The sequence below is a fragment of the Sphingomonas sp. GlSt437 genome (assembly GCF_048015635.2).
In the GTDB taxonomy this organism is placed as follows: Bacteria; Pseudomonadota; Alphaproteobacteria; order Sphingomonadales; family Sphingomonadaceae; genus Sphingomonas.
The window spans coordinates 198,330-223,450 of the sequence record NZ_JBPGYA010000003.1 but is presented as its reverse complement, the minus strand read 5'-3'; the positions used below and the strand labels follow the sequence as shown (position 1 = coordinate 223,450).

Annotated in this window: 25 protein-coding genes, 1 tRNA gene and 1 pseudogene; 10 read left to right on the top strand and 17 right to left on the bottom strand. The window is 65.4% G+C overall.

The features are described from left to right. Nucleotides 1-12: 12 nt before the first annotated feature. Both ACLB0R_RS15080 and ACLB0R_RS15075 read right to left on the bottom strand, forming a co-directional pair. On the bottom strand, nucleotides 13-996 hold the full coding sequence (locus tag ACLB0R_RS15080) for an SPOR domain-containing protein (RefSeq protein WP_416644169.1): 984 nt from the start codon (nucleotides 994-996) through the stop codon (nucleotides 13-15). Next, nucleotides 980-2,038, bottom strand: a complete 1,059-nt coding sequence (locus ACLB0R_RS15075) for a lytic murein transglycosylase (protein ID WP_416644168.1) — start codon at nucleotides 2,036-2,038, stop codon at nucleotides 980-982. Before ACLB0R_RS15075 ends, ACLB0R_RS15080 begins: the two co-directional genes overlap by 17 nt. Nucleotides 2,039-2,155: 117 nt before the next feature. On the opposite strand from ACLB0R_RS15075, the gene ACLB0R_RS15070 reads away from it, so the two are divergent. Further along, nucleotides 2,156-2,245, top strand: a tRNA-Ser gene (locus ACLB0R_RS15070). 20 nt (nucleotides 2,246-2,265) lie between these two features. Here the strand turns inward: ACLB0R_RS15070 and ACLB0R_RS15065 are convergent. From ACLB0R_RS15065 to ACLB0R_RS15050, 4 genes are all read right to left on the bottom strand, one after another. Continuing rightward, nucleotides 2,266-2,598, bottom strand: a complete 333-nt coding sequence (locus ACLB0R_RS15065) for a PilZ domain-containing protein (protein ID WP_416644167.1) — start codon at nucleotides 2,596-2,598, stop codon at nucleotides 2,266-2,268. A 93-nt stretch (nucleotides 2,599-2,691) separates the two neighbouring features. Further along, nucleotides 2,692-2,922: a 50S ribosomal protein L31 gene (gene rpmE / locus ACLB0R_RS15060; RefSeq protein ID WP_416644166.1), complete on the bottom strand. Its 231-nt coding sequence runs from the start codon at nucleotides 2,920-2,922 to the stop codon at nucleotides 2,692-2,694. 109 nt (nucleotides 2,923-3,031) lie between these two features. Continuing rightward, on the bottom strand, nucleotides 3,032-4,846 hold the full coding sequence (locus ACLB0R_RS15055; RefSeq protein ID WP_416644165.1) for a M2 family metallopeptidase: 1,815 nt from the start codon (nucleotides 4,844-4,846) through the stop codon (nucleotides 3,032-3,034). 62 nt (nucleotides 4,847-4,908) lie between these two features. Further along, nucleotides 4,909-5,664, bottom strand: a complete 756-nt coding sequence (locus ACLB0R_RS15050) for an alpha/beta fold hydrolase (protein WP_416644164.1) — start codon at nucleotides 5,662-5,664, stop codon at nucleotides 4,909-4,911. 269 nt (nucleotides 5,665-5,933) lie between these two features. Between ACLB0R_RS15050 and ACLB0R_RS15045 the strand changes: the two genes are divergently transcribed. Genes ACLB0R_RS15045 through ACLB0R_RS15035 form a run of 3 tightly spaced genes read left to right on the top strand, consistent with a single transcriptional unit; the run spans nucleotide 5,934 to nucleotide 9,052 of the window. Next, the gene (locus tag ACLB0R_RS15045) at nucleotides 5,934-6,380 is read left to right on the top strand and encodes a MarR family winged helix-turn-helix transcriptional regulator (RefSeq protein WP_416644163.1); all 447 of its coding nucleotides are present in this window, start codon (nucleotides 5,934-5,936) and stop codon (nucleotides 6,378-6,380) included. Continuing rightward, nucleotides 6,373-7,458: an HlyD family secretion protein gene (locus ACLB0R_RS15040; protein ID WP_416644162.1), complete on the top strand. Its 1,086-nt coding sequence runs from the start codon at nucleotides 6,373-6,375 to the stop codon at nucleotides 7,456-7,458. Before ACLB0R_RS15045 ends, ACLB0R_RS15040 begins: the two co-directional genes overlap by 8 nt. Next, nucleotides 7,442-9,052 (top strand): DHA2 family efflux MFS transporter permease subunit, encoded by a 1,611-nt coding sequence (locus tag ACLB0R_RS15035; protein WP_416644161.1) that lies wholly within the window; start codon nucleotides 7,442-7,444, stop codon nucleotides 9,050-9,052. The genes ACLB0R_RS15040 and ACLB0R_RS15035 overlap by 17 nt, the downstream gene beginning before the upstream one ends. On the opposite strand, the gene ACLB0R_RS15030 is transcribed toward ACLB0R_RS15035, so the two are convergent. The 5 genes from ACLB0R_RS15030 to ACLB0R_RS15010 all read right to left on the bottom strand — a co-directional run bounded on the left by ACLB0R_RS15030 (nucleotide 9,049) and on the right by ACLB0R_RS15010 (nucleotide 13,475). Next, nucleotides 9,049-9,480: a GFA family protein gene (locus ACLB0R_RS15030; RefSeq protein ID WP_416644160.1), complete on the bottom strand. Its 432-nt coding sequence runs from the start codon at nucleotides 9,478-9,480 to the stop codon at nucleotides 9,049-9,051. The genes ACLB0R_RS15035 and ACLB0R_RS15030 overlap by 4 nt on opposite strands. Continuing rightward, entirely contained in the window at nucleotides 9,477-9,872 is a 396-nt protein-coding gene (locus ACLB0R_RS15025) for a type II toxin-antitoxin system VapC family toxin (RefSeq protein ID WP_416644159.1), read from the bottom strand. Before ACLB0R_RS15025 ends, ACLB0R_RS15030 begins: the two co-directional genes overlap by 4 nt. Then, complete coding sequence (locus ACLB0R_RS15020) at nucleotides 9,869-10,117, bottom strand: FitA-like ribbon-helix-helix domain-containing protein (protein WP_416644158.1); 249 nt, start codon at nucleotides 10,115-10,117, stop codon at nucleotides 9,869-9,871. Before ACLB0R_RS15020 ends, ACLB0R_RS15025 begins: the two co-directional genes overlap by 4 nt. 32 nt (nucleotides 10,118-10,149) lie before the next feature. Then, a complete protein-coding gene (locus ACLB0R_RS15015) occupies nucleotides 10,150-11,178 on the bottom strand; it encodes an aspartate-semialdehyde dehydrogenase (RefSeq protein WP_416644157.1) in 1,029 nt (342 codons plus the stop codon). Nucleotides 11,179-11,246: 68 nt separating this feature from the next. Then, entirely contained in the window at nucleotides 11,247-13,475 is a 2,229-nt protein-coding gene (locus ACLB0R_RS15010; RefSeq protein WP_416644370.1) for a S9 family peptidase, read from the bottom strand. A 142-nt stretch (nucleotides 13,476-13,617) separates the two neighbouring features. Here ACLB0R_RS15010 and ACLB0R_RS15005 point away from each other — a divergent pair, with 142 nt between their 5' ends. Continuing rightward, nucleotides 13,618-15,036, top strand: coding sequence for a hypothetical protein (locus ACLB0R_RS15005; protein ID WP_416644156.1), 1,419 nt, complete (start codon nucleotides 13,618-13,620; stop codon nucleotides 15,034-15,036). 60 nt (nucleotides 15,037-15,096) lie between these two features. Here the strand turns inward: ACLB0R_RS15005 and rplS are convergent, their stop codons facing one another. From rplS to ffh, 5 genes and pseudogenes are all read right to left on the bottom strand, one after another. Next, nucleotides 15,097-15,480 carry a 50S ribosomal protein L19 gene (rplS, locus tag ACLB0R_RS15000; protein ID WP_416644155.1) on the bottom strand — a complete coding sequence of 128 codons (384 nt, stop codon included), beginning with the start codon at nucleotides 15,478-15,480 and terminating at the stop codon, nucleotides 15,097-15,099. Next, on the bottom strand, nucleotides 15,477-16,214 hold the full coding sequence (gene trmD, locus ACLB0R_RS14995) for a tRNA (guanosine(37)-N1)-methyltransferase TrmD (protein WP_416644154.1): 738 nt from the start codon (nucleotides 16,212-16,214) through the stop codon (nucleotides 15,477-15,479). Before trmD ends, rplS begins: the two co-directional genes overlap by 4 nt. Beyond that, the gene (gene rimM / locus ACLB0R_RS14990) at nucleotides 16,211-16,687 is read right to left on the bottom strand and encodes a ribosome maturation factor RimM (RefSeq protein ID WP_416644153.1); all 477 of its coding nucleotides are present in this window, start codon (nucleotides 16,685-16,687) and stop codon (nucleotides 16,211-16,213) included. Before rimM ends, trmD begins: the two co-directional genes overlap by 4 nt. 146 nt (nucleotides 16,688-16,833) lie before the next feature. Then, nucleotides 16,834-17,325 (bottom strand): annotated as a pseudogene (gene rpsP, locus ACLB0R_RS14985) (30S ribosomal protein S16); the annotation flags it as partial. Between the two features lie 110 nt (nucleotides 17,326-17,435). Next, the gene (gene ffh / locus ACLB0R_RS14980; protein WP_416644152.1) at nucleotides 17,436-18,926 is read right to left on the bottom strand and encodes a signal recognition particle protein; all 1,491 of its coding nucleotides are present in this window, start codon (nucleotides 18,924-18,926) and stop codon (nucleotides 17,436-17,438) included. 240 nt (nucleotides 18,927-19,166) lie between these two features. Between ffh and ACLB0R_RS14975 the strand changes: the two genes are divergently transcribed. From ACLB0R_RS14975 to ACLB0R_RS14955, 5 genes are read left to right on the top strand one after another with little or no spacing between them, the layout of a single operon-like run. Continuing rightward, nucleotides 19,167-20,795, top strand: a complete 1,629-nt coding sequence (locus ACLB0R_RS14975) for a putative bifunctional diguanylate cyclase/phosphodiesterase (protein ID WP_416644151.1) — start codon at nucleotides 19,167-19,169, stop codon at nucleotides 20,793-20,795. Between the two features lie 47 nt (nucleotides 20,796-20,842). Further along, entirely contained in the window at nucleotides 20,843-22,111 is a 1,269-nt protein-coding gene (mtaB, locus tag ACLB0R_RS14970; protein ID WP_416644150.1) for a tRNA (N(6)-L-threonylcarbamoyladenosine(37)-C(2))-methylthiotransferase MtaB, read from the top strand. Further along, the gene (gene ftsY, locus ACLB0R_RS14965) at nucleotides 22,108-23,037 is read left to right on the top strand and encodes a signal recognition particle-docking protein FtsY (RefSeq protein ID WP_416644149.1); all 930 of its coding nucleotides are present in this window, start codon (nucleotides 22,108-22,110) and stop codon (nucleotides 23,035-23,037) included. The genes mtaB and ftsY overlap by 4 nt, the downstream gene beginning before the upstream one ends. Further along, complete coding sequence (locus ACLB0R_RS14960) at nucleotides 23,034-23,645, top strand: septation protein A (protein ID WP_416644148.1); 612 nt, start codon at nucleotides 23,034-23,036, stop codon at nucleotides 23,643-23,645. The genes ftsY and ACLB0R_RS14960 overlap by 4 nt, the downstream gene beginning before the upstream one ends. Nucleotides 23,646-23,695: 50 nt before the next feature. Beyond that, nucleotides 23,696-24,295 (top strand): methyltransferase family protein, encoded by a 600-nt coding sequence (locus tag ACLB0R_RS14955; protein ID WP_416644147.1) that lies wholly within the window; start codon nucleotides 23,696-23,698, stop codon nucleotides 24,293-24,295. 228 nt (nucleotides 24,296-24,523) lie between these two features. Here ACLB0R_RS14955 and ACLB0R_RS14950 read toward each other — a convergent pair whose 3' ends face one another. Next, nucleotides 24,524-25,120 carry a GNAT family N-acetyltransferase gene (locus ACLB0R_RS14950; protein ID WP_416644146.1) on the bottom strand — a complete coding sequence of 199 codons (597 nt, stop codon included), beginning with the start codon at nucleotides 25,118-25,120 and terminating at the stop codon, nucleotides 24,524-24,526. Nucleotide 25,121 lies beyond the last annotated feature (1 nt).

Below are 25,121 nucleotides of genomic sequence, written 5' to 3'. Positions count from 1 at the left end.
CGATAGATGGAGCTAATGATTGGTGACGATATGCGCGTCGCCATAGCCCTGGCGGACCATGGCGTCACGCGCCGATTCGGCGGTGCGTTGGTCGCGATAGGGACCGAGGCGGACGCGATAAAGTCCGCCGCCGGTTACCACCGAGCCGCCGACAGTGCCGGCGAGCGCGCTGGCGCGGGAGGGGTCGGATAGGGCAGCGATCTGAACGTAGAGGCCACCGGGAACGGGCGCGGTCGATGCAGGCGATGGCGCGGGTTGCGCAGTTGGACGTTGCACGGCTGGAGCTTGCGCGGCCCGACGCACCGGGCGAACGGGTTGTGGCTCTGCTGGAATACCGTCGTCCGTGGCTGGTGCTGCATAGCTAGCGCCTGCGGTCGACGCTGGCACCGGTGCCGCCTCGGGCGGCGCAGCCGGCGCCGGCGTATATTGCGGTCGGCGTGTGGCGCGGCGTGGTGGGGTTACCGGTGGCGCCACAGCCGATGGCGGCGGTGGCAATCGCTTGCGCAGTGCGGTCAGCAATACCTTGGGCGTGTCGAGCCGATCGCCGCCGGCATGGCCAGCCCGCAGCGCGACCTGGTCGGGCTGGCTCGGCTCGATCACCCGAATGCGGACGGGCGCGGTCACCGACGCGCTAATCCCGAGCGCGGCCGCTGCCGCCGGCGACAGCCCAACCTCGCGATCGGGCAAGCTCGGCCCCTGCCCCGTCACCATCGCGGCGATTGTCTTGCCGGTATCGAGCGAGGTTATTTCGACGAAGCTGCCGGCGCCGGCCTTGCGGCTGGTGACGCCGATCTGGCCGCTGTCGCCGCCTGCCGGCTCGACCATCGCATAGCCGACCGCGTCGTAGCGCTCCTGTCCCGGCACGACTTGCGATGTCCCGCGCGGCCCGGTGCCCTGCGGCAGATCATCGGGCGGCGGCGGCAATGTCTGCGCTTGCAGCAGCAGTGCGACGCCCAAGGCTAGCCCAAGGCGCCCCACATTATTGCGCAACGGCATCGGCCAGCAGTCCCACCGAGAGCGCGTAGAAGTTCGAGCAATTATAATCGAGGATCACCCGGTAATTGGAGGTGGCGAGGTAGCCCGCCTTGCCCGGCCCATCGGGCTCGATCAAGGTCGCCATGATGTGATCGTCGGGCCAGCCGCGGCTGATCGGCGCCAGGCCCAGCGCGCGCCATTCCGCCATCGATTTCCAGCCGCTGTGCCGGTCGAATACGCGCGAACAGCGCGGCGCGGTGGTGCGACCGCCGATCGCGGTGCGGTCGAGCGTCGCGGGCACCGACACCGCAAAGCCCCAAGGCTCGCCACGCCGCCAACCGGCATTGGCGAAATAGCTGGCGATCGAGGCGAGCGTATCGGCCGGGCTGTTCCAGATATCGATCTTGCCATCACCGTCGCCGTCGCGCGCGAGGCGGAGATAGATGGAGGGCAGGAATTGCGGATTGCCCGTCGCGCCCGCCCAACTGCCGACCAGCCGCTCGCGCGGCACGCCGCGATCGATCATCCGCATCGCGGCGATGAATTCGTCCGAAAACAGATCGCGCCGGCGCCCTTCATAAGCCAGCGAGGCCAGCGAGCGCGGCAAGTCGAACCCGCCGGTCACCGAGCCGTAAGCGGTCTCGTTCCCCCAGATCGACACCATGATCGCCTCAGGCACGCCGGTTTCGCGCTCAATCTGCAGCAGATGCGCGCGCTGCTCCTGATAGACCTGACGGCCGCGATTGATCCGCGCCGCGTCGACATGGGCGGCGCGATAGGGCTGGAACATCGGCGGCGGCTTGTTGGGGTCAGCACCCGGCTGCGCGCGGTCAAGCTCGATCACGCGCGGGTTGAAGGTGAGGCTCGGCAGCACCGCGTCGAGTGTCGCCGCCGTAACGCCCTGAGCGATGGCGCGGGCACGCAGTTGCTGAAGGAACCCCTGAAAGCCGGTCTCATCGACCTGAGCGCTGCCTGCGGTCGTCACGCCAAGCGCCAAGGCGACGCCCAGCGCCCCGCTCAACCCTCTCCAATGTCGTCGCCACTCGGCCGAAACACGCCTCATGGCTCTGGTGTGCCACAGCGAAGCCGCGACATGAACCCCCTAGCCCACCGCAGGCAGCCCCTTGCGCAAAAATACCGTCGCGTGCATCAGCCGCGCTTGTCGAATCGGCGCCGATCCGGAGAGGTGGCCGAGTGGTTTAAGGCAGCGGTCTTGAAAACCGCCGTGGGTTCACGCTCACCGTGGGTTCGAATCCCACCCTCTCCGCCAGCAATGCCGTGGGGGCTGGGTCAGCCGTCGTCCTTGGGGCTGACGTCGACGAGTTGCTCGAGCTGCTCTTCGCTCAGCTCTTCGAGAAACTGGCAACCGGCCTCGAAATCATTGACCCAGATGATCTTGGCTGCCCGCGGACCGATGAGCGGCAGGGTCAACCAGATTGTCGCATCAACCTTGAGCTCCGAATAGGTCTGCAGCTTGGCGCCGTGGAGCGAGACGTTGACGACTTTGCAGAGCGCGCGATCAAAACCACCGCGGCCGATCCGCGCGTCAAGCGACACCGGCGCGCGCACGCTGCGGCGCCGTGTGTCGATTTGCGCGGGTTCGAATTCAGCGGTGAACAGCATCGGCTTTCCCTGAAAAGATCAGGGACAAGCCTAGGCCGTCCATGGCTAACAGCGCGTTAACGACGCGCCGCGGCCAGAAATCTCCCCTGGCGATTACTTCTTGGTGAGCGATAGCCCGCCGAAACGCTTGTTGAAGCGCGCCACCTGGCCGCCAGCATCGAGCAGCGTGCCGCGACCGCCGGTCCAGGCCGGGTGGGCGAGCGGATCGATTTCAAGCGTCATCAGATCGCCTTCCTTGCCCCATGTCGAGCGCGTCTCGTACGTGGTGCCGTCGGTCATCTGCACCTTGATCATGTGGTAATCGGGGTGGGTATCTTTTTTCACTTGGGTAAGCTCCATCAGCGGCTGGTTCCGACCAGCCTGAAAGCGAAGGCGCGGCCCATAACAGCGAGCCGCGCCTGCGTCCAGTCCAGCTTAGCCTGTCCGGGCTATTTCACCACCCGGTCGGGTGCCCCTTGTTCTGCTGATCGAGCCATTTCTTGAGCGGCGCGAAATAATCGACCAGCGCCTGGCCGGTAATCTGGTCGGTGCCGGTGAAGACCTTCAGCGTCTGCGGCCAGGGCTGGGATTGGCCGAGGCTCAGCATCGCATTCAGCTTCTCGCCGACTGCCTTGTTGCCATAGAAAGAGCAGCGGTGGAGCGGCCCCTTCCACCCGGCCTGCTTGCACGCCGCCTGATAGAATTGGAACTGATAGAGCCGCGCCAGGAAATAGCGGGTGTACGGCACGCTTGCCGGGATGTGATATTTGGCGCCGGGGTCGAACCGCGTCTCGTCGCGCGCTACGGGTGGCACGATGCCCTGATATTGCCGGCGCAGATCGTTCCACGCCGCCTCATAGTGATCGGGCTTGATCGCGCCCGAAAACACGCCCCAGCGCCATTTGTCGATCAGCAGGCCGAACGGCAGGAACGCGACCTTGTCCATCGCCTGGCGAAGCAGCAGGCCGATATCCTTGTCGGCGCTCGGCACCTTGTCCTTGTCGAGCAGGCCGATATCGACGAGGTATTGCGGCGTGATCGAGAGCGCGATGAAATCGCCAATTGCTTCGTGGAAGCCGTCGTTCGCACCGTTTTCATAAAGGAACGGCTGGTCCTTGTACGCGCGCTGATAATAATTGTGGCCGAGCTCGTGGTGGATCGTCACGAAGTCGTCGGCATTGATCTTGAGGCACGCCTTGACGCGCACGTCATCCTTATTGTCGATGTCCCAGGCCGAGGCGTGGCAGATCACATCGCGGTCGCGCGGCTTGGTGATCTGCGAGCGCGCCCAGAAGGTATCCGGCAGCGGCTTGAAGCCGAGCGACGAGTAAAATCCCTCCGCCGTCTTCACCATCTTGAGCGGATCATAGCCCTTGGCCTGGAGCAGCGCGCCGGTGTCGTAGCCGAGATCACCGGCGCCCTTGGGAGCGACAATGTCATAGATATTGCCCCATTCCTGCGCCCACATATTGCCGAGCAGATCAGCGCGGATCGGGCCGGTCTTGGGCTGGACGGCATCACCGTATTTTTCGTTCAATTTCCAGCGGACATAAGCGTGGAGCGACTGGTAGAGCGGTTCGACCTGCTTCCACAACGTGTCGGTCAGTTTGGCGAAATCGTCAGGCGACATGTCATAGCCCGCGCGCCACATCGCGCCGACATCGGCATAGCCAAGGTCGGTTGCGCCCTTGTCGCTGATCTCGACCATGCGGGCATAGTCGCCCCGCATCTGGGCGCCGACATTGTCATGCCAGCTGGTCCACATTTCCTTAAGCTTGGCGGGGTCGCGCGTCGTACCCATCGCGGCTTCGATGTCGCTGCCGTTGATCGGCTTGCCGTCGAGCGTACCCATGCCTTTGCCATATTGCGACGACATGCGCGTGACGATCGTGGCGAGCTCGTCAGCAGCCCCCGGCGTGGTCGGCGCGGGCAGCGTGATGCCGTTGCGCAGCAGATCGAGCTTGCGCTTGGTATCTTTGGAGAGACCCGCAACATTCTGATATTTGGCGGCTTTCTCGGCATAGCGTACCGACAGCAGCGTTCCTTCGGCCGCGTTCTTGGCCGCGAGGATATCGGTATCGTCGGTGATGAAAGTCGCATTGACCCACTGAATGCGGTTGGCATCAACCGAGAAATCGGCACCGGCCTTTTCGGCCTTGGCGATGAAGGCGTCGGCATCAGCGGCGGTTGGCGCGCTATCGGCGGCGATGGCGGGCAATGGCGCCAGCAGCAAGGCAAGCGCGGTCATCGAAGGCAAGGCAAGGCGCATATCGGTCATCCCCGGGGAAAAAATTGTTATGGCGCGGTAGACAGCAGGCGCCGCGCTTGCGGTCAAGCGGCGAGAAAATCGGCGATTGCCTGACCAAGCTCGGGCTTGAGCACGGCGCTCATATGATTGCCTGGTGTCACGACATGGCGAGCGTTCGGCAGCGCCGCCGCGAGCGCTTCGGCCGAGCCGTTGTCGAAATCATCGGCGCCCGCCACCACCAACACCGGCTGAGTAATAGCCTGTAAAGCCTCAGCCGGCGTATCGACAAAGGTATCGAGCACTCGCACCAGCGCCGCCGCATCGCCGCCGGTTGTCTTGAGGAAAGCCTGCGCCAGCCACTCGGCGCTGCCGCGCTCGAACGCGTCGGGCATGGTCAGCACGCGCCGGAAGAAATCGACGCGGCGACCGGTCGAGATGATCCCTTCCAGGCCCATGCCCGAGAGCACGACGCGGCGCGGCTTAGCGCCCATCGCCAGCATTCGCACCGTCGTCCGCGCGCCGAGCGAATAGCCGCCAAGGTCGTAATCGGTGAGGCCAAGCGCCTCAATCAAGGCAAAGCCGTCAGTCGCGGCCACATCGGGCGGGTAAGCGGCGGCATCGTGCGGCTTGTCGCTCTCGCCATGGCCGCGAAGGTCAGGGAGGATAACGCGAAAGCCGCGCGCGGCAATCGCAGCGGCGTGCCCATAGCGGATCCAGTTGGTCGCCGCGTCCGAGAAATAGCCGTGGAACAGCACGACCGGCCGCCCCTCGCCCAGCTCACGCCAGGCAATTCGCGCGCCGCCAAAGCCCTCGACAAATTGAACTTCTGACGGCGCCATCGTTTATCCCCTAATGGCTTGGCTCTCGGCTCATAGGCGATTCCTTGAGCAGGTTAAATGACCCGGGGGTCGTCTGCCTTCCTTTCTTTCCCGGCGAAGGCCGGGACCCAGCCCATTGAGGCTATCTGCGCGGCAGCGCAGAGCGCGTTGCCACGCGCTGTTCCTTAAGGAATGGGCCCCGGCCTTCGCCGGGGAAGCGCGAATGGCCTTCAACCACCAACTCCAGGCTGGCCTAGATTTATATAACTGTGCTTATTATATGCGCACGCATGAGCGATTCGATCGGTTTCCTGATCAGCGATGTGTCGCGGCTGCTGCGCAAGCGCTTTGACGAGCGCGCGCGGCTGCTTGGCCTGACGCGGCCGCAATGGCGCACCCTTTCCATCCTCAAGCGGCATGAGGGGATCAACCAGGGTCGGCTCGCCGAGCTCCTCGAAATCGAGCCGATCACGGTGTGCCGCATGATCGACCGGCTCGAGGAAGCCGGCAAGGTCGAGCGCCGCCGCGACCCCGAAGATCGCCGTGCCTGGCGCATTTACCTGACGGACAAGGCGCGTCCCCTGCTCGACCAGATCAAGGCGCTCGCCGACGAGATGACCGAGGAAATGATGGACGGCCTGACCGTTGATCAGCGTGAAGCAATGACCAACGCGCTCGAAACCATCCGGAGCAATCTCGGCATGCCGCAAGCGAAAGACGAGGCCGCCCATGGCTGACGCCGATCCCAAAGTCGCACGCACGGCGGCGGCACCGTCTGCGGAGGGCTCGATTGCCCCCGCGCCGCGACCCAATCGCCAGCGGATGGCGCTGCTCATCTCGGTGCCGCTCATCGTGGTTGCGGTTGCGCTCTACCTCTGGCTGAGCGCGGGGCGCTTTGCCGATACCGACAATGCCTATGTCGATCAGGACAAGGTGTCGGTGTCGAGCGATGTCGCCGGGCGCATCGTCGAGGTCGCGGTGCGTGAGAACCAGCCGGTGCACAAGGGCGATCTGCTGTTCCGCATCGATCCCGATCCGTATCGCATCGCGGTCGAGCAGGCCAATGCCGCCCTCGCCAATGCCCAGGTGCAGGTGACGACGCTGCAATCCAATTATCGCGGCACCGCAGCCGATATCCAGGCGGCGCACGACAAGATCGCCTCCGCGCAAGAGGATTATGATCGCCAGGCGGCGCTGATGAAGCAGGGCTTCACCACGCAGGCCAATTTCCTCAATGCCCGCCACGCGCTTGAGCAAGCGCGGGCTCAGCTCGCCAGCGCCCAAGCCTCGGCCGACGAAGCCAAGGCCAAGCTCGCCACCGGATCGGCCGTGCCCGGCGTCAACCCCGCAATTGCCGCCGCCATTGCCCAGCGCGACAAGGCGTTGCTCGACCTGCAACGCACTGAAATGCGCGCGCCGGTCGATGGCACCGTCAGCCAGTCGGACCGGTTGCAGGTCGGCCAAATGATGATCACCGGGCTCCCCGCCGTCAGCATCGTCATCAGCAACCGCTCGTGGATCGAGGCGAATTTCAAGGAAACCGACCTCACCAAGATGCACCCCGGCCAGCCGGCGACGATCACCTTCGACACCTATCCGGGCTTGAAGCTGAAGGGCCATGTCCAGAGCATCGGCGCCGGCACGGGCAGTCAGTTCTCGGTGCTGCCTGCCCAGAACGCGACGGGCAATTGGGTGAAGGTGACGCAGCGCGTGCCGGTGCGCATCGCGATCGACGAGCAAAGCCCGCGCCCGCTGATCGCCGGCATGTCGGCCAACGTCCGCGTGGACTTGCGGGGCGATGGCAACAACCGCTGATCGCATTCCGCGCCGGCCCGCCCCGGCGCCCGCCCTCTCAACCCCCGGCAAGGCAGCGCTGCCGGTAAAAGCCGGCTATGGCTGGCTGCTGACGATCGGCGTGATGGCGGCGACGATCATGCAGATCCTCGATTCGACCATCGCCAATGTCGCGCTACCGCACATGCAGAGCGAGCTCGGCGCGACGAGCGACACGATCAACTGGGTGCTGACCAGCTATATCGTCGCGTCCGCCATCGCCATTCCGGTGACGGGCTGGCTGTCCGACAGTTTCGGCTCGCGTAACCTGTTCCTAACCTCGGTTGCGGGGTTCGTCGTCGCCTCGATGCTGTGCGGCGCCGCGCAATCACTCCCCGCGATCGTCGGCTTTCGCGTGCTGCAAGGCGTGTTCGCCGCCTTCATGAACCCGCTCAGCCAGACGGTGATGCTCGACATCAACCCGCCCGAGCGCCAGCCGCGCGCGATGTCGATCTGGGGCATGGGCATCATGGTCGGGCCGATCATGGGGCCGCTGATCGGCGGCTGGCTGACCGACAATTACAATTGGCGCTGGGTATTCTACGTCAATCTGCCGATCGGCATCGTCTGCTTCGCCATCCTGTGGGCGCTACTGCCGAGCCGCCCGATTAGCAAGCGCCGGCTCGATACCTTCGGCTTCGCGATGCTGGCAATCGCGCTGGCGAGTTTCCAGGTCATGCTCGATCGCGGCGAGACCAAGGACTGGTTCAGCAGCTGGGAAATCCGCATCGAAGCGATGCTCGCCATCGCGTGCGGCTGGATGTTCATCGTCCACCTGTTCACCGCGAAGGCGCCGATGTTCGACCGCGCGCTGCTCGCCAACCGCAACCTGCTGACCGGGCTGGGCTTCATGCTGCTGATCGGCGTGCTGATGTTCGCGACGATGGCGCTGCTGCCGCCGATGCTGCAGCGTCTCTATGGCTATCCGGTGCTCGATACCGGCGTATTGCTGATGCCGCGCGGTGTTGGCGTGCTGATTAGCATGGCGGTGGCGGGGCAGGCGATCCAGCGCGGCGTCGATGCGCGCTGGCTGGTCGGCACGGGGCTTGCCATTGCCGCGTTCTCGCTGTGGCAGATGACGCATTGGACGCTGGTGATGGGGACGGGGTCGATCGTTGTCCCCGGCCTGATCCAGGGGCTCGGCATGGGGCTGGTGTTTATCCCGCTGAACCTGCTCGCCTTTAGCACGCTGGCACCTCATTACCGCACCGAGGGCGCGAGCCTGATGAACCTGTTCCGCAACATCGGTGCCTCGGTCGGCATTTCGATCGTGACGGTGCTGCTCGGCCAGAATGTCCAGTCGCTCCACCAGGATATTGGCGGGCATGTGACCGCTTATAGCCTCGATGCGATCGACCCGAGCATCTCGGGCGCGTTGGGCGCGACCGGCCAGGGCGTGATGGCGATGATCGACGCCGAAGTGAACCGGCAAGCGGCGATGATCGCCTATCTCGACGATTTCAAGCTGATGCTGGTGCTGACGATCGTCGCGCTACCGCTTGTCGTGATCCTTCGTCGGCAATCGCCCAAGCCGCCCGGCGCGAAGGACGATACGCCGCATGTGGCATTCGATTAGGCGTTGAGGGCTGTCACGAATTCGGCCAACGGAGCCGCCTCCGGCCATTGCGGAATGTCTGTCGGCAAACTCACCCAGCGCTGGCGATAGGCGGTGAAGATATGCGCCTTGCACACCAGCTTTTCCGACCGATCGATCGTGCCGCCGCGAATGACCGCGATGCCGGGCCGGGCCGAGTTGGTGTTGTAGAGGCGCGCAAGGCACTCACTGCAATACCGCACCGTCGACACGCGATCCTCGGTTGTGAACTCGCGGGTGATGACGGGCCCCGTCACGGCAAGCTGGTCCTCACGGACCAGGGCCTGGAGGCTGAACGCGCTGCCGCTTGCGCGCTGGCAGATATGGCAATGGCAGGCATAGACAGCCGGCAAGCTATCGACCGCGAGCATGTAGCGGACAGCACCGCAGCGGCAGCCGCCCTCGATCATTGCAGCGGCCTCGTTATCGCAGCGAACGGCGTGTGGACAACCTTGGCCAGAAAGCGCTGATCGGCCGTGATGACGGGCATCGCCAAGTCTTCGGCCAAGGCGAGATAAAAGCAATCATAGGCGGCATGGTCGATCTCAACCGCAATGGCAGCGGCACGTGCCAAATAACGATGCGTTGGTTCGATTTGCGAAAACACCGCCATGATGGACCCGAGCCGCGTCGGCATATCGCTCAGTTCACCGCGCCGCCGCTTCTTCCAGATCGCGTTCGCGACTTCGCAGGCGAGCAAATCAGGCGCGATCAAATCGCTGCGGTCGAGCAAAGCTAGCGCGTGATCGCTATCGTCCTCACGGACAAGCCATTTGATCGCGACGCTGGCGTCGATAATCATCGTGCATCGCGATCTTCGCGGATCAGCTTCCATCCCGGCGTCTGCTCGACGCCCGGCACTTTCAGCTGTTCCGTCTCGGCCTGCAACTCGCGAACCAGCGCCAGCTTCTCATCGACGGTCAGCTGAGCTTCCTTGCGAATGGCTTCACGAGCTAGCGCTTCTACTGACGTTCGCTGCGCCTTGGCACGCGCACGCAACCGCTCGATATCGCGATCATCGAGTTGCCTGATCAGCAGTTGGGCCATGTTTGGAATGATAGCATCATGCTATCATTCGCTCAAGCCGCCTTCTGGAGGTGCCGCCGCCCGAGTAATTCGGCAATCTGTACCGCATTGAGCGCCGCGCCTTTGCGCAGGTTATCGCTCACCACCCAGATCACCAGGCCATTGTCGACCGTGGGGTCCTCGCGCACCCGGCTGACATAGGTGGCGTACTCGCCGACACACTCGACGGGTGTCACATAGCCGCCATCCTCGCGCTTATCGACGAGCATGATGCCCGGCGCCTCGCGCAGGATCGATTGCGCCTGCTTGGCAGAAATCTCGTCTTCGAATTCGATCGAAACGGCCTCGGAATGGCCCACGAACACCGGCACGCGGACGCAAGTCGCGACCACTTTGATCTTGGGATCGAGGATCTTCTTCGTCTCGACGACCATCTTCCATTCTTCCTTGGTGAAACCGTCATCAAGGAATTTGTCGATGTGCGGGATCACGTTGAAGGCGATCTGCTTGGTGAATTTGTGCGGCTCGGCCTGATCGCCGACGAAAATGTTGCGACTCTGTTCGAACAGCTCGTCCATGCCCTGCTTGCCCGCGCCCGACACCGATTGATAGGTCGAGACGACGACGCGCTTGATCGTCGCGGCATCGTGCAGCGGCTTCAGCGCGACGACCATCTGCGCGGTCGAGCAATTGGGGTTGGCGATGATGTTTTTGGCGCGATACCCGCTGATGGCGCCCGGGTTCACCTCGGGCACGATCAGCGGCACGTCCGGGTCCATGCGGTAGAGCGACGAATTGTCGATCACCGTGCAGCCGGCGGCGGCAAAGCGCGGCGCGTGGATCGCCGTCGCCTCACTGCCGATCGCGAACAAAGCGATATCCCAGCCCTTGGGATCGAAATGCTCGATATTCTGGACCTTGAGCATCCGGCCGGTCTCGCCGAACTCGATCTCATCACCTTGGCTGCGCGCCGAAGCGACAGCCGCGATATCGGCGAGCGGAAATTCCCGCTCGGCCAGGATGTTCAGCATTTCGCGGCCGACATTGCCGGTGGCGCCCGCGACGACGACCCGATAGGCCATGGTCTACTCCCTTGTCTCAGGGAGTGCACATAGGCGTCACGGGCCGATTGTCCAGCGCCAGCGCTGGTCTAGGGCGCGCGGTTCTTCACCTGCCGGTCCATGAAGCTCATGATCGTCCGCCATAGATGCACGCTGATCCCCGGCCCGCCGACGCGGTGGGTCTGGCCCGGATAGAACATCATCTCGAACGGGTGCGCCGAGCCTTGCAGCTTGGCGGCGAGCTGCGTCGAGTTTTCGAACACGACGTTATCGTCCGACATGCCGTGGATGAGGAGCAGCGGGTCGCTGATCTTCGTCGCTTCGGGCAGCGCGTCGGACGCTTCGTATACCCCGCCCGGCTCCTGCGGCTGGCCGAGATAGCGCTCGGTATAGGCGGTGTCGTAGAGTTCCCACTTGGTCACCGGCGCGCCGGCGACGCCGGCAGCATAGACGCCGGGGTTCTTCTCCAGCATCTTCAGCGTCATATAGCCGCCATAGGACCAGCCATAGATGCCGATGCGATCGGGATCGACATAAGGCTGTTGCTTCAGCCACTGGGCACCGGCCAGCTGATCGGCGACTTCGACTGTGCCCATCGCGCGATAGAGATGGTCCTCGAACGCCTTGCCGCGATTATCCGCGCCGCGATTGTCGAGCTGGAAGAAGATATAGCCCTGCGCCACGATATATTGCGCCAGCGCCCCACCCCAGCTGCGCGTCACGGTCTGCACATGCGGCCCGCCATAATGCTGGAAGAACACCGGGTAGCGCCGCCCGGGCTCGAGCGGCGGGGTGATCATTTCCCAATGCAGGACCGTGCCGTCTTCGGCCTTGATCGTGCCGAACTGCGTTGCGCGATGCGCGACGAGGTAAGGCGCATAGGGGTGATCCGGCGCCAGCTTGTTCTCGCTGATCCATTCGAGCCGCTTGCCGCTTGTATCGGCGAGATAGAGCTGTGGCGGCTGATTGGGGTTGGAGCGAGTGATGATCGCGCGGGTCGCCTTGGCGTCCATCGTCGCGTGGTTCGACCAGCCGGCTTCGGTCAGCCGCTCGGGGGCCGCCGGATGGGCGTAATCGAGTGCATAAAGCTGCTCCTCGAGGACGTCATCCTTGTTGCCAAGCAGGTACAACCGATGCTGCTTTTCGTCGACGCCAGCGAGCGCGGTCACGTCCCACTCGCCCTTGGTCAGCTGCGTCCATTGACCACTGACGAGCCGGTAGAGATGGCCGAAACCGTCACGCTCGGAATACCAGATGACGCTGCCGTCACTCAGCAGGCGATAAGCGTCGCTGAGGTTGATCCAGCTCCGCTCGCCGGATTTCTCGCTGAACAGAATGCGGCTGTGCCCCGTCGCCGGGTCGACGCTCAGCACGTCGAGCGTTTTCTGGTCGCGCGTCAGGCGCTGGACGATCAGCGCCTTGCCATCAGGCGCCCAGTTGACGCGGGCGAGATAGATGTCGGCATTGCTGCCCAGATCGACCTTCACCGGCGCGCCGCCATCGGGGCGGACGATATAGAGCTCGACCAGCGCATTGGGCGTGCCGGCGGCGGGATAGCGCTGGTTGAATACATGCGTGCCGCTCGCGCCGATCGCCGCGCGGGTGACGATACCGACCGGCGCCTCGTCGAACCGCTCGACCGCGATCGCCTTGTCGTCGGGCGACCACCAATGGCCGGTGAAGCGCGCCAGCTCCTCCTGCGCGACGAATTCCGCCTCGCCCCAATGCACCGTGCCGGCGCCAGCGGGGGTTACGGCATGCGCCGCGCCGCCCGCGACCGCCTGCACCATCAACGTCTGGTCGCGGACGAAGCTGACATAGCCGCCGCGCGGGCTTAGCGTGGGGTTGAGCGCGCCGCCCTTGCCCTCCGCCAGCCGCGTGACGCTGCCATCGAGCCGCGCGAGATAGAGCTCGCCATCGATCGGCACGAGTAGCCCCTTGCCGTCGGGCGCCCAGCTATAGCTGACAATGCCATGCTGCCCGCCGATCCGCGCCCGCTCGCGCTGCATCTTTTCGGCTTCGGAAAGCTCGCCGCCGCTGCCGAGCTTGCGCGAATCGACCAGCATCCATTCGCGGCCAGTGTTGGTGTCGCGCGCCCACAGATCATAGCGGTCGCGCTCGTCGATGCGCGGGCGGAGCGAGGTCAGCAACTTGCCATCAGGCGAAAGCTGCAGCGCGCGCGGCGCCGGGCCGGCGAGATCGGGGCTGGCGAAGACGCGATCGAGCATCAGCGGTTGCGCCGCCGGTCCGTCAGCGGCCACCACAGGTGCTCCGCTCAACGCCGCTGCCAAGGCAAGGCCGAGCCCAGCCGCCATCATGATTGCGCGCACGCATTCCCCCTCTCCGCCCGTTCGCCCCGATCGGGCGCTGTCGATTACCGCCGCTATTTAAGGCCTGGCGCGCAACGGTAAAGCCGCCATGGCTTGACGGCGCCCGACCCGCCCCGGCAAGGCTTGAGCGATGGCGATCTTCCTTCCCGCGCGCGACCGCTTGCCGCTGGCGCTCACGATCCTGATCGGCGGCGCCGGCCTGCTGCTGACGCTGGCCGCCTTCTCGCCGGGGATCATGACATGGGATTCGATCCGCCAGTACGACCAGGCGCTGTCGGGCAAGTTCGACGACTGGCACCCGCCGGCGATGGAGGGACTGTGGCGGGTGCTGGTGCCCATTCACCAGGGGCCAATCCTGATGTTCCTCCTCCAGATCGCACTTTACTGGGTGGGGATTGCGGCGCTCGCCGCCTGGGCGCTGCGTGATGGCCGGCGCTGGCTGGCGGTCGCGATCGCGGCGGTCGCGGTGATGCCGGGTTCGATCTCGATCATGGGCGCCGTCGTCAAGGATTGCCTGATGACCGGCGCCATCCTCGCCGCTTGCGGCATCTGGCTGAGCGTCGAGGGCAAGGCGGATCGCCACATCGGCTGGCGCGCGCTCGGGATTGCGCTGCTCGTTGCAGCGTCGACGCTGCGGTTCAACGCATTCCTGGCGACGGTGCCGCTCGGCGTCGCGCTCATCCCGTCAGCTTGGCGCTCAGGCTGGCGGCGGCTTGCCAGCGTGACGCTCGCCATCACGCTGATGATGGTCGCCGCGCTGCCGGTCGCCAATCGCCTGCTCCGCGCCGAGAAAAGCGGCGTGGAGCTCTCGCTCGTCATCTTCGATCTCGGCGGCATTACCTATTACAGCGGCACCAACATTTTCCCGCCGCTCGATGAGGTGAAGGCCCCGGTCGCGGCCAATCGCACCTGCTACAACCCCGTGAAGTGGGACAGTTATAGCTGGTGGGTCGATCCGCTCTGCCCGATGGAATTTTACGGCATCCAGGACTGGTTCGCCGAGAACAAGGTGAACCCCCAACTCTATTGGGTAAAGGCCATCGCCGCGCACCCGGTTGCCTATGCGCGCCACCGCTGGGGCCATTTCAACATCATGAGCCGCTTCCTGGTCCATGACGAAAGCGAGATCGCCGGCCAGGTGCCCGATGCGCCCAATCCCTGGCATTATCAGGTCAGCGACAATTGGGCGCGGCGGCTGATCAACGATTATGCCTGGGCCTTCTCGCACACGCCGGTCGAGTGGCCGATCGTGTGGATAGGGCTGGCGCTCGGCGCGCTCGGCATTGGTAGTGCACTGCCGCACGCGCGGATCATCGTGCCGCTGGCGCTGTCATCGGCGCTGTACGGCCTGGGCTATGCCGCCGTCAGCGTCGCGTCGGAGCTGCGCTATCATTTGTGGACGATGCTCGGCGCCGGGCTGGCGAGCGCGATCGTCGTCGCCGATGTCGCCGACGGCGCGCGGCTGCCCCGCAACCGATGGCTGGCCGCCTATGCCCCCGCCGCGATCATCACGCTGCTCGCCATCCTCTGGCGGATCATGCCCGCCTGACGCGAAAGAGGCGCCGGGTTGCCCCGACGCCCCATGCAATCACACCGAAAAAACCGTGGCTCAGGCCGCGTCTTCCTGCGTGCGCGTGTCGCGACGTTCGGCGATGCGTGCCGATTTGCCGCGGCGACCGCGCAGATAATAGAGCTTGGCGCGACGGACGACGCCCTTGCGCACCACCTCGATCGAATCGATGTTGGGCGAATAGAGCGGGAAAACGCGCTCGACGCCCTCGCCGAAGCTGATCTTGCGCACCGTGAAGTTGCTGCCCATGCCCTTGTTCGAGCGCGCGATGCAGACGCCTTCGTAATTCTGGACGCGGGTGCGGTCGCCTTCGACGACCTTCACGCCGACCTTCAGCGTATCGCCGGGGCGGAAATCGGGGATCTTCTTGGCTTCGAGAAACTTGGCGATGTTCTCGGCCTCGATCTGCTGGATGAGGTTCACGACTGGTCTTCCTTCGTCTCGTCGCTGCGCGCCAGAGGGAGGTCGACCCGAGCGCCCTTATGGCGCTCCCACAGGTCCGGCCTCCTTAGCCGTGTCTCGCTCTCGGCCATCGACTTGCGCCAGGCCGCGATCTTCGCATGATCCCCCGATCGCAGCACTTCGGGGATCGTGCGCCCTTCCCAGTCAACAGGTCGGGTGTAATGCGGATATTCGAGAAGGCCGCTTTCGAAGCTTTCCTCGTCCCCGCTGGAAGGCGCGCCCATTACGCCGGGAAGCAGCCGAATGCAAGCGTCAAGCAGCGTGAGCGCCGCCATTTCGCCGCCGGAGAGGACATAGTCGCCGATCGAGACGAGCTCGATCGGTCGCGCCTCGAACAATCGCTCGTCAAAGCCCTCGAAGCGGCCGCACAGGATGATCGCGCCCGGGCCGGCGGCAAGCTCGCGCACGCGCGCCTGTGTGAGCGGTCGCCCACGCGGGCTCATCGCCAGCATTGGCCGCCCATCGGTCACACTGTCGAGGGCCGCAGCACAGATATCCGCCCGCAACACCATCCCCGCCCCCCCGCCCGCCGGCGTATCGTCAACGGTGCGATGCTTGTCGGTCGCAAAATCGCGGATGTTGATCGCATCGAGCGACCAGATGCCCTCTCCAAGCGCCCGCCCCGCCAGCGACAGGCCGAGCGGGCCGGGAAACATCTCGGGGTAGAGCGTCAGGACAGTTGCGGCGAAGGTCACAGCTCGACGAACGCGCTATCGAGCATTAGCCGCTCGGCATTCCATTCGGGCACCGCTGCCGCGTTCATCGGCGCCATGAAGCGCTTGCCGTCGTGCTTTTCGATCTCGAGCACATCGCCGGCGCCGAAATTCTCGACGAGCACGACGCGGCCGACAGCTTCGCCCTCAATGGTCTCGACGGCGAGCCCAATCAGGTCGGCATGATAATATTCGCCATCGGCCAGCGGCGGCAATGCGCTGCGCGGTACGGTGAGTTCGGTACCGCGCAATGCCTCGGCAGCATTACGATCGGCGACCTGTTTGAATCGCGCGATGGCGCCGTTGCTGCCGGCGCGCAGGCTGGTGAGCGTCAGCGCGCCGTCATTGAAGCTTTTGTAACGGCCCAGATCGTCGGCAAAGACCTTGAGCCGCACTTCCCCCGCCACGCCATGCGCGCCGATGACGACCGCAAGCGTGACGGGTGTGTCGGCCATCAGCCTTCGGCCGGTGCCTGGGCGCTTTCGCCTTCGGCGGCTGCAGTGGTGTCGCCGGCGTCGCTGTCGGGCGTGGCTTCGGTCGCTTCGGCAGCAGGTGCCTCGGCAGCGGGAGCGGCTTCCTCCGCAACCGGCGCAGCTTCTTCAGCTGGCGCGGTCTCTTCGGCAACCGGAGCCACCTCTTCGACGGGCGCAGCTTCTTCGGCCACGGGAGCCGCTTCCTCAGCGACCGGCGCTTCCTCGACGACCGGCTCAGGCTCGGGCGCCGCCGCGGCGGCCTCGGCGGCGGCTTCCTGCGCGGCCTTCAGCTTCTCGGCACGCTCCTCGGCGCGTTCCTTGGCCTTTTCGCCGGGCTCGCCCTTCTTGGGGTTGTTGCGCGCGGCGCGCTCGCGGATGCCGGCGGCATCGAGGAAGCGAGCAACGCGATCGGTCGGCTGCGCACCGACGCTCAGCCAATGCTTGGCGCGATCGCCATCGAGCTGGACGCGCTGCGGCGAGTCCTTCGCCAGCAGCGGGTTGTAGTTGCCGATCTTCTCGATGAAGCGGCCATCGCGCGGGGAGCGCGAGTCCGCCACGACGATCCGGTAATAGGGGCGCGCCTTGGAACCGCCGCGCGACAAACGAATGCTGAGTGCCATTATTCTTCCTTCTTTCTAATCGTCACCCCAGCACAAGCTGGGGTCGTCTCGTTCTTGGGTTTTCCCTTGCGTCCCGCGATCCCAGCTTGCGCTGGGATGACGGACGCAACTCACTTCTTTTTCATGAAATTCTGGAAACCGGGCGGCAATTTGGGCATCCCCGGTCCGCCGAGCCCGGGCAATCCATCGCCCATCTTGCCGAGCATATCGCCAAGCTCGGCGCCGCCCATCGCGTTGCCGATGCCGCCCATGCCGCCGCCGGGGCCCTTCTGGCCGAGCATCGCCATCATGCCCTTGATGCCGCCCATTTTCTTCAGCCGCTTCATCGCGGTCGCCATTTCCTGGTGCATCTTCAGCACCTTGTTGACGTCCTGCACCGTCGTCCCCGAGCCGTTGGCGATGCGGATCTTGCGCTTGGCCGACAGGATTTCGGGCTTGGCGCGCTCCTTGGTGGTCATCGATCCGATGATCGCTTCCATCCGCACCAGCACCTTGTCGCCGCCGACCTGATCGACCGCGGCCTGCGCCTTTTTCATGCCGGGCATCATGCCGGCGAGCGCGCCGAGGCCGCCCATGCGGCGCATCTGGCCCAACTGGCCGCGCAGATCGTTCATGTCGAACTGGCCCTTGGCGAGCCGCATCGCCATGCGCTCGGCTTCCTCGGCCTGGATCGCTTCGGCGGCTTTCTCGACGAGACTGACGACATCGCCCATGCCGAGAATGCGCCCGGCAACGCGGCCCGGATGGAACGGCTCGATCGCGTCCATCTTCTCGCCGATGCCGGCGAACTTGATCGGCTTGCCAGTGACGGCGCGCATTGAGAGCGCCGCACCACCGCGCGCATCGCCGTCCATGCGGGTCAGCACCACGCCGGTCAGCGGCACCTGCTCGTTGAAATTGCTGGCGACGTTGACCGCGTCCTGGCCCGTCAGCGAGTCGACGACGAGCAGGATTTCGTGCGGCGTCGCCACCTCGGCGACTGCGCGCATCTCGTCCATCAGCGCCTGATCGACGTGGAGGCGCCCCGCCGTGTCGAGCAGCAGCACGTCATAGCCCTGCAGCTTGGCCGCCTGCACCGCGCGCCGCGCGATGTCGACCGGCTGCTGGCCCGCGACGATCGGCAGCGTCGCCACCTCGATCTGCGTGCCCAATACCGCAAGCTGCTCCTGCGCGGCCGGTCGATTGACGTCCAAGGACGCCATCAACACCTTTTTGCGCTCTTTTTCCTTCAGGCGCTTGGCGATCTTGGCGGTGGTCGTCGTCTTGCCCGAGCCCTGCAGGCCGACCATCATGATGATTGCGGGCGGGGTGACGGCAATCTCAAGGTCGCTCTGCTCGGCGCCGAGCATCTCGGTCAGTGCATCGCTGACGATCTTGACGACTTGCTGCCCCGGCGTGACCGAGCGGAGCACTTGCTGGCCGACCGCCTGTTCGGTCACCTTGTCGACGAACTCGCGCGCGACCGGCAGCGCCACGTCGGCTTCAAGCAGCGCCACGCGCACTTCGCGCATCGCTTGGCGCACATCGGCCTCGGTCAGCGCGCCACGGCCGCGAAGCCGCTCAAAGACGCTGCCAAGGCGCTCGCTCAAACTGTCGAACATGCGGTCACTCCATTTCGATCGCCAGGCCAAAACGCCGCCAAAGCCACAACGCAAAACACGCCGGCGGACGAAACCTCGTCGGCCGGCGTGCGCCCTTGGGCGCTATGGCAACGCTCCTGTCTGGAACGATCGTGGGGCGCCCCTAGCGCGTTGGCGACGATTTCGCAACCATGGCGTTTAACCCCGCTTACATGGTGGCTGGGCTAGGGCTGCGGCACAACGCCAGGGGACAAGCAACCAATGCTCAGAAATTTGAGCGGCGCACAGCCGAACGACGCGCCGCTGCAAACGCAACCCCCGCTGGCGAGCACGGTGACGCTCGGCGCGATCCTGCTGTTCGTCGGCACGGCAAGCTCGGTGCTGGCGACCGTGGTGCAGCGCGCCCTGCTCGGCAACGCAGCTGTCGACCGTACACTGGAGATCGCCCTGATTCTCAATATCGCGGTCATTCTGTTCGGGTGGCGCCGGCATCAGGATTTCCGCCGCGACGTGATGCTGCGCCTCGCGGCTGATGATCGTGCCCGCGCGCTTGCCGCGGCCGATCCGCTCACCGGCCTGCTCAGCCGCCGCGCGCTGACCGAGCAAGGCGCCGCGCTGATCGCGCAAGGCGAGCGCCGCAACAAGGCGACCGCACTGCTCGTTATCGACATCGACCATTTCCGCACCGTCAACGATCTCCACGGCCATGCGATCGGCGATGCGGCGCTGCGCCAGGTGGCCGACGAGATTGCCGCCATCCTGCCCTCCGGCACGCTGATCGGCCGATTGGGTGGCGACAGCTTTGCCGCCGCGCTGCTGTTCGATGCGCCTTATGCCGACCCGATCGAGCGGCTTGCCGATCAATTATGCCAGCGCCTCGCCCAACCGCTGGTGGTCGACGGCCGGCCGATCCAGCTCGGCGCCTCGATCGGCATCGCGCGCTCGGCGGCGACCATCGGCGCGATCGACACGTTGTTGCGCAGCGCCGACATCGCCGTTGCCGCCGCCAAAAGCGCGGGGCGCAACCGCTTCATGTGGTTTGACGAATCGATGGAGCGCGAGCTTTCCGCGCGCAACGAGACCGAGGCGAACCTGCGCATCGCCATCCCGCAGCAGCAGATCGTGCCGTATTTCGAGCAGCAGATCGACTTGACCACCGGGCGCCTGCGCGGCTTCGAAGTGCTGGCGCGCTGGGAGCACCCGATGCGGGGGCTGGTGCCGCCCGATCAGTTCATTACTGTCGCCGAGGAAAGCGGGCTGATCGCCGACCTGTCGATGGCGGTGATGCATCAGGCCTTCCAGGCAGCACGCGACTGGAATGCAGCGCTCACCCTCACCGTCAACATCGCGCCCTCGCAGCTGCGCGATCCATGGCTGGCACAAAAGATCCTGAAACTGCTCGCGGAATCGGGCTTCCCCGCGCAACGGCTGGAAATCGATATCACCGAGGCAGCGCTGTTCACTAACCTGTCGCTCGCGCAAGGCGTGACGGCGAGCCTGAAGAACCAGGGCATCCGCGTCGCGCTCGATGATTTCGGCACCGGCTATTCGTCGATCGCGCATCTCCGCGCCATTCCGTTCGATCGCATCAAGATCGATCGCAGCTTCATCACCACGCTCAACACCAATTCCGAAAGCGCGGCGGTGGTCACCGCGATTACGCGGCTCGCCGAAAGCCTCAATCTGCCGGTCACCGCCGAGGGCATCGAAGACGAAGCGATCGAGGCACGCGTCCGCGCGCTCGGTTGCGATCGCGGCCAGGGCTATCGCTATGGCCGGCCGATGCACGCCCGTAACGCGCGCGGCCTGCTTGCCGAGCGGCGGCTGATCGACGTGCCAACCGCCGCCGAGCCCACCGCCCCGACCGAGGATTTGCGCAAAGCCGGCTAAGGCTGCGGCATGGACTTGCGCGCCGCCCTTACCTAGGAGGGCGGCCGATGGCCGATATCGATCCGCCCCAGCTGCTTGCGCCGCCGCGCCCCGAGCCGCGTATCGTGACGCTCGGCTGTCGCCTCAACCTCGCCGAAAGCGAGGCGATCCGCGCGTTGATCGCGGGTCGCGATTCGGTCGTCATCAACAGTTGCGCGGTCACCAACGAGGCAGTGGTCGAGACCCGCGCCGCGATCCGCCGCGCGCGCCGCGCCTCGCCCAATGCCGAGCTGATCGTCACCGGCTGCGCCGCGCAGATCGACCCGCACGCCTTTGCCGCGATGCCCGAGGTCGACCGCGTGATCGGCAATGCGGTGAAGCATGATCGTGCGGCCTGGAACAGCCGCGACCCGCTGATCGTCCCCGACATGGCTACCGCGACCGCCGTCGCCGCGCCCACCACCAGCTTCACCGGCCATGCCCGCGCCTTTGTCGAGGTGCAGAATGGCTGCGACCATCGCTGCACTTTCTGCGCCATCCCATTCGGGCGCGGCGACAGCCGCTCGCTGCCCGCCGGTGCGGTGATCGATCAGATCGCCGCCTTAGTCGATGCCGGGCACCGCGAAGTCGTGCTCACCGGTGTCGATCTCACCAGCTATGGCCATGACCTGCCCGGCCAGCCAAGCCTCGGCCATCTCGTCGAACGCATCCTGCGCTACGTGCCGGCCCTGGAACGCCTGCGCCTCTCGTCGCTGGACTCGATCGAAATCGACGATCGCCTATTCGAGCTCGTCACCGGCGAGGCGCGCATCATGCCCCACCTCCATCTCTCGCTGCAGGCGGGCGACGATATGATCCTGAAGCGAATGAAGCGCCGCCACAGCCGCGCGCAGGCGCTGGCGATCATCGAGCGGCTCAAGGCGCGCCGGCCCGACATCGCGATCGGCGCTGACCTCATCGCCGGCTTCCCGACTGAGGACGAGGCGATGTTCGCCAACACGCTGGCGCTGATCGACGATGCCCGGATCGTCCACGCCCACATCTTCCCCTATTCGCCGCGCGACGGCACGCCGGCGGCGCGCATGCCGCAAGTGCCGCCGCCGATCCGCAAGGAGCGCGCCGCCCAGCTGCGCGACACCGCCCAGCGCCAGCGCGCCGCATGGCTCGCCGCGCAAATCGGTACCGTCCAGCCAGTTCTCGTCGAGCGTCCCGGCACGCGCGGCCACGCCCCCAATTTCGCCGAGGTGCGGTGGGAAAGCCCCGCGCCCGCCGGCTCGATCATCCCCGTCCGCGTCACCGCCGCCGACCAAAATCACCTGATCGGAACTCTCTTATGAGCGGCAAGAGCTGGCACGAAAGGCTGCTCGGCGGGTTCAAGCGCACCTCCGACCGGCTGGTCAACAACCTGTCGAACTTCGGCACCGCCCAGCTCGACGCCGCGACGCTCGACGAGATCGAGGAAGCGCTGATCGCGTCCGATCTCGGCCCGGCAATGGCGACGCGCGTCCGTGATCGCCTCGCCGATCAGTTTTTCGAGCGCAACATGGAAGAACTCGGCATCCGCCTGATCGTCGCCGAGGAAATTGAGAAGGCGCTCGCCCCGGTCGCGCGTCCGCTCACCGGGGATGGCGGGCGGCCGCACATCATCCTCGTCATCGGCGTCAACGGATCGGGCAAGACGACGACGATCGCCAAGCTCGCCCGCCTGTTCAAGGACCAGGGCAAAAGCGTGATGCTCGCCGCCGGCGACACCTTCCGCGCCGCCGCGATCGGCCAGCTCGCGACCTGGGCCGATCGCGCCGGCGTGCCGCTGGTGCGCGGGCCGGAGGGCGGAGACGCCGCTGGTGTCGCCTTCGACGCCGCGCGCCAGGCAAGCGAGCAAGGCATCGACGTGCTGATCGTCGACACCGCCGGCCGCTTGCACAACCGCGCCGAGCTGATGGACGAGCTCGCCAAGATCAAGCGGGTGCTCGGCCGGCTCGATCCGTCGGCGCCCCATGACGTGGTGCTCGTGCTCGACGCGACCACAGGCCAGAATGCGCTGACTCAGATCGACGTGTTCCGCGAGACCGCCGGCGTCACCGGCCTGGTGATGACCAAGCTTGACGGCACTGCGCGCGGCGGCGTGCTGGTGTCCGCAGCCGAGCGGTTCGGCCTGCCGATCCACGCGATCGGCATTGGCGAAGGCATCGACGATCTGCGCCCCTTCGACGCCAACGAAGTCGCGCGGATCATCGCCGGCGTGGAGAGAGTGCGCAAATGACTGGCCCCCTGCCCCGCCGTGAGCTCAGCCCCGGCATGAAGCTGGCGATCGATTACGGCCCGCTGCTCGCCTTTTTCGCGATCAATTTTCTCGTGCCCGGCCTGCCGCTGGTCCGGCTGATGGCGGCGACGGCAGCGTTTATCCTCGCCATTTCGATCGCGATCGGGCTGTCGCTCGCCAAGACCGGCCGCGTCTCGCCGATGCTGTTGCTCACCGGAGTGCTCGTCATCGTGTTCGGCGGGCTGACGCTCTGGTTCCGCGACGCCTATTTCATCCAGCTGAAGCCGACGATCATCTACGGCCTGCTCGCCTTGCTGCTCGCGTTCGGGCTGGTGACGGATCGACCGTTGCTCCAGCAAGTGCTGGGTGATGCCTATCCCGGCCTGACCCCGCTCGGCTGGCGCAAGCTGACGATCAACTGGACGCTGTTTTTCATCGCGCTTGCGGTGCTGAACGAGATCGTCCGCCGCAATTTCAGCCAGGATTTCTGGGTGGGGTTCAAGCTGTGGGGTGTGGTGCCGCTGACCATCTTGTTCGCCGCTGCCAATGTGCCGATGCTGATGAAGCACGGTCTGCAGACCGAGCCTGATCCGGGAAATGTTGACTAGCTTAGTGTATTGCTAATATAATACGCCATATTCAATCGAAGGATAAGGCGATGCACTGGCTCATGACTCCCGTTGGCCCTCCCGGCCTGATCGCGCTGGGTGTCGGCGGCGTGCTGTGGATCGTTGCTTTCTTCGCCGCGCGCCGCCGCGTTACGGCCGCCGGCCCCGATAGCGGTGGGCGGCGCGCGTCCGCGTCGTGGCTTTGGATTGCCGTGCAGGGCTTAGGCATCGGCGCGGCAGGCTTCGGCCCGATTGCCGTTCAGCCTGATGACTGGTCGACCGGCGCGCTGATTCGAGGCGCGGTCGTCCTCGCGCTGATGCTGGCAACGATCGGGCTGTTCGACTGGTCATCGCGGACGATGGGCAAGAACTGGGCGCTGGTCGCGCGCACCCGCGGGGACGCCAATCTCGTCACCACCGGCCCCTTCGCGATCGTGCGCAATCCCATCTATGTCGCGCTGTTCCTGTTCATGTGGGCGATGGCGATCGCTTATGGCCATCTCGCCAATCTGATCGTCGGCGTGCCGCTCTATGTGATCGGCACGGTGCTCCGCGTTCAGCTGGAGGAGCAAGTCCTGCGCGCCGAATTCGGCGCAGCCTATGATGCTTATGCGGCGCGCGTGAAGCGCTTCATCCCCGGCGTGCTGTAGCGCCAACATCCCTGTCCTACCGCTCGATTTCGCCTTAATCTCGTCCAGCGCTCTTTATCTTCGTGGATGCCGCTATCGCAGGCCCGTGGGGCGATCGGCCCCGCCCCGGCGTTGTCGGAAAACATCGCATGAGTGGGAACATTAGGGAACATTCGCAAGCGATCGCCCTTGTTCGGGAAGGCCATCAGCAGCCAATCAACGCAGCTAAGTGTTTGTTTCGATGAGTGTTTATGGATCGCGCCACATCGACCAGAAGTGCGGGCCGCCGCCGGGCACGCGCCAATCGCCGAGGACGCGAAAACCATAATGCTGATAAAGGCCAAGATTGCTCTCGGTCGCGGTTTCAAGATAGGCGGGTAGGCGGCCGCGCGCGACCCGATCGAGCCCGCCGCCGATCGCCGCACCGCCCAGCCCCTTGCCCTGATGCGCGGGATCGCAGCCGGCGATGTGGAGATACCAATAGCCACCTGCCGGCATATGCGCGCTGATCGCGTTCGATACCGCCAGCGCCCGGCCCAGCGCGGTGCCGAAGGTCGCCAGCATGGGGAACGCATGGCGCAGCATCTCGCCGATGCCGGTCGCCGCATGGCCAGGCGCGCGCCAGAGCGTCGCTGCTTCCCCGCCCGCTGTGATCAACCGCACGCCGTGCGCCGCATCGGCGTCGAACAACAGCTGGAACAGCGCCGGCAATTTGCGGGCGCGGACTTGGGGATCGGGAAAAATGAACGACATCGCCGGATCATCGGCAAACGCCCGTGCCAGCATCGCGGCAACGGCATCGCGATGGTCGCGAGTCGCTAGGACGAGCGGCGGCGCGTCAGCCATC

Coding starts and splice junctions, on each gene's coding strand:
- ACLB0R_RS15030 (WP_416644160.1), bottom strand. CDS start 9,480: ATGATCGAGGGCGGCTGCCGCTGCGGTGCTGTCCGCTACATGCTCGCG.
- ACLB0R_RS14955 (WP_416644147.1), top strand. CDS start 23,696: ATGCACTGGCTCATGACTCCCGTTGGCCCTCCCGGCCTGATCGCGCTG.
- ACLB0R_RS15015 (WP_416644157.1), bottom strand. CDS start 11,178: ATGGCCTATCGGGTCGTCGTCGCGGGCGCCACCGGCAATGTCGGCCGC.
- ffh (WP_416644152.1), bottom strand. CDS start 18,926: ATGTTCGACAGTTTGAGCGAGCGCCTTGGCAGCGTCTTTGAGCGGCTT.
- ACLB0R_RS15055 (WP_416644165.1), bottom strand. CDS start 4,846: ATGCGCCTTGCCTTGCCTTCGATGACCGCGCTTGCCTTGCTGCTGGCG.
- ACLB0R_RS15005 (WP_416644156.1), top strand. CDS start 13,618: ATGGCGATCTTCCTTCCCGCGCGCGACCGCTTGCCGCTGGCGCTCACG.
- ACLB0R_RS15035 (WP_416644161.1), top strand. CDS start 7,442: ATGGCAACAACCGCTGATCGCATTCCGCGCCGGCCCGCCCCGGCGCCC.
- ACLB0R_RS15050 (WP_416644164.1), bottom strand. CDS start 5,664: ATGGCGCCGTCAGAAGTTCAATTTGTCGAGGGCTTTGGCGGCGCGCGA.
- ACLB0R_RS15040 (WP_416644162.1), top strand. CDS start 6,373: ATGGCTGACGCCGATCCCAAAGTCGCACGCACGGCGGCGGCACCGTCT.
- ACLB0R_RS15020 (WP_416644158.1), bottom strand. CDS start 10,117: ATGGCCCAACTGCTGATCAGGCAACTCGATGATCGCGATATCGAGCGG.
- ftsY (WP_416644149.1), top strand. CDS start 22,108: ATGAGCGGCAAGAGCTGGCACGAAAGGCTGCTCGGCGGGTTCAAGCGC.
- ACLB0R_RS15080 (WP_416644169.1), bottom strand. CDS start 996: ATGCCGTTGCGCAATAATGTGGGGCGCCTTGGGCTAGCCTTGGGCGTC.
- ACLB0R_RS14960 (WP_416644148.1), top strand. CDS start 23,034: ATGACTGGCCCCCTGCCCCGCCGTGAGCTCAGCCCCGGCATGAAGCTG.
- ACLB0R_RS15065 (WP_416644167.1), bottom strand. CDS start 2,598: ATGCTGTTCACCGCTGAATTCGAACCCGCGCAAATCGACACACGGCGC.
- ACLB0R_RS14975 (WP_416644151.1), top strand. CDS start 19,167: ATGCTCAGAAATTTGAGCGGCGCACAGCCGAACGACGCGCCGCTGCAA.
- mtaB (WP_416644150.1), top strand. CDS start 20,843: ATGGCCGATATCGATCCGCCCCAGCTGCTTGCGCCGCCGCGCCCCGAG.
- rimM (WP_416644153.1), bottom strand. CDS start 16,687: ATGGCCGACACACCCGTCACGCTTGCGGTCGTCATCGGCGCGCATGGC.
- ACLB0R_RS14950 (WP_416644146.1), bottom strand. CDS start 25,120: ATGGCTGACGCGCCGCCGCTCGTCCTAGCGACTCGCGACCATCGCGAT.
- ACLB0R_RS15010 (WP_416644370.1), bottom strand. CDS start 13,475: ATGATGGCGGCTGGGCTCGGCCTTGCCTTGGCAGCGGCGTTGAGCGGA.
- ACLB0R_RS15045 (WP_416644163.1), top strand. CDS start 5,934: ATGAGCGATTCGATCGGTTTCCTGATCAGCGATGTGTCGCGGCTGCTG.
- ACLB0R_RS15075 (WP_416644168.1), bottom strand. CDS start 2,038: ATGAGGCGTGTTTCGGCCGAGTGGCGACGACATTGGAGAGGGTTGAGC.
- ACLB0R_RS15025 (WP_416644159.1), bottom strand. CDS start 9,872: ATGATTATCGACGCCAGCGTCGCGATCAAATGGCTTGTCCGTGAGGAC.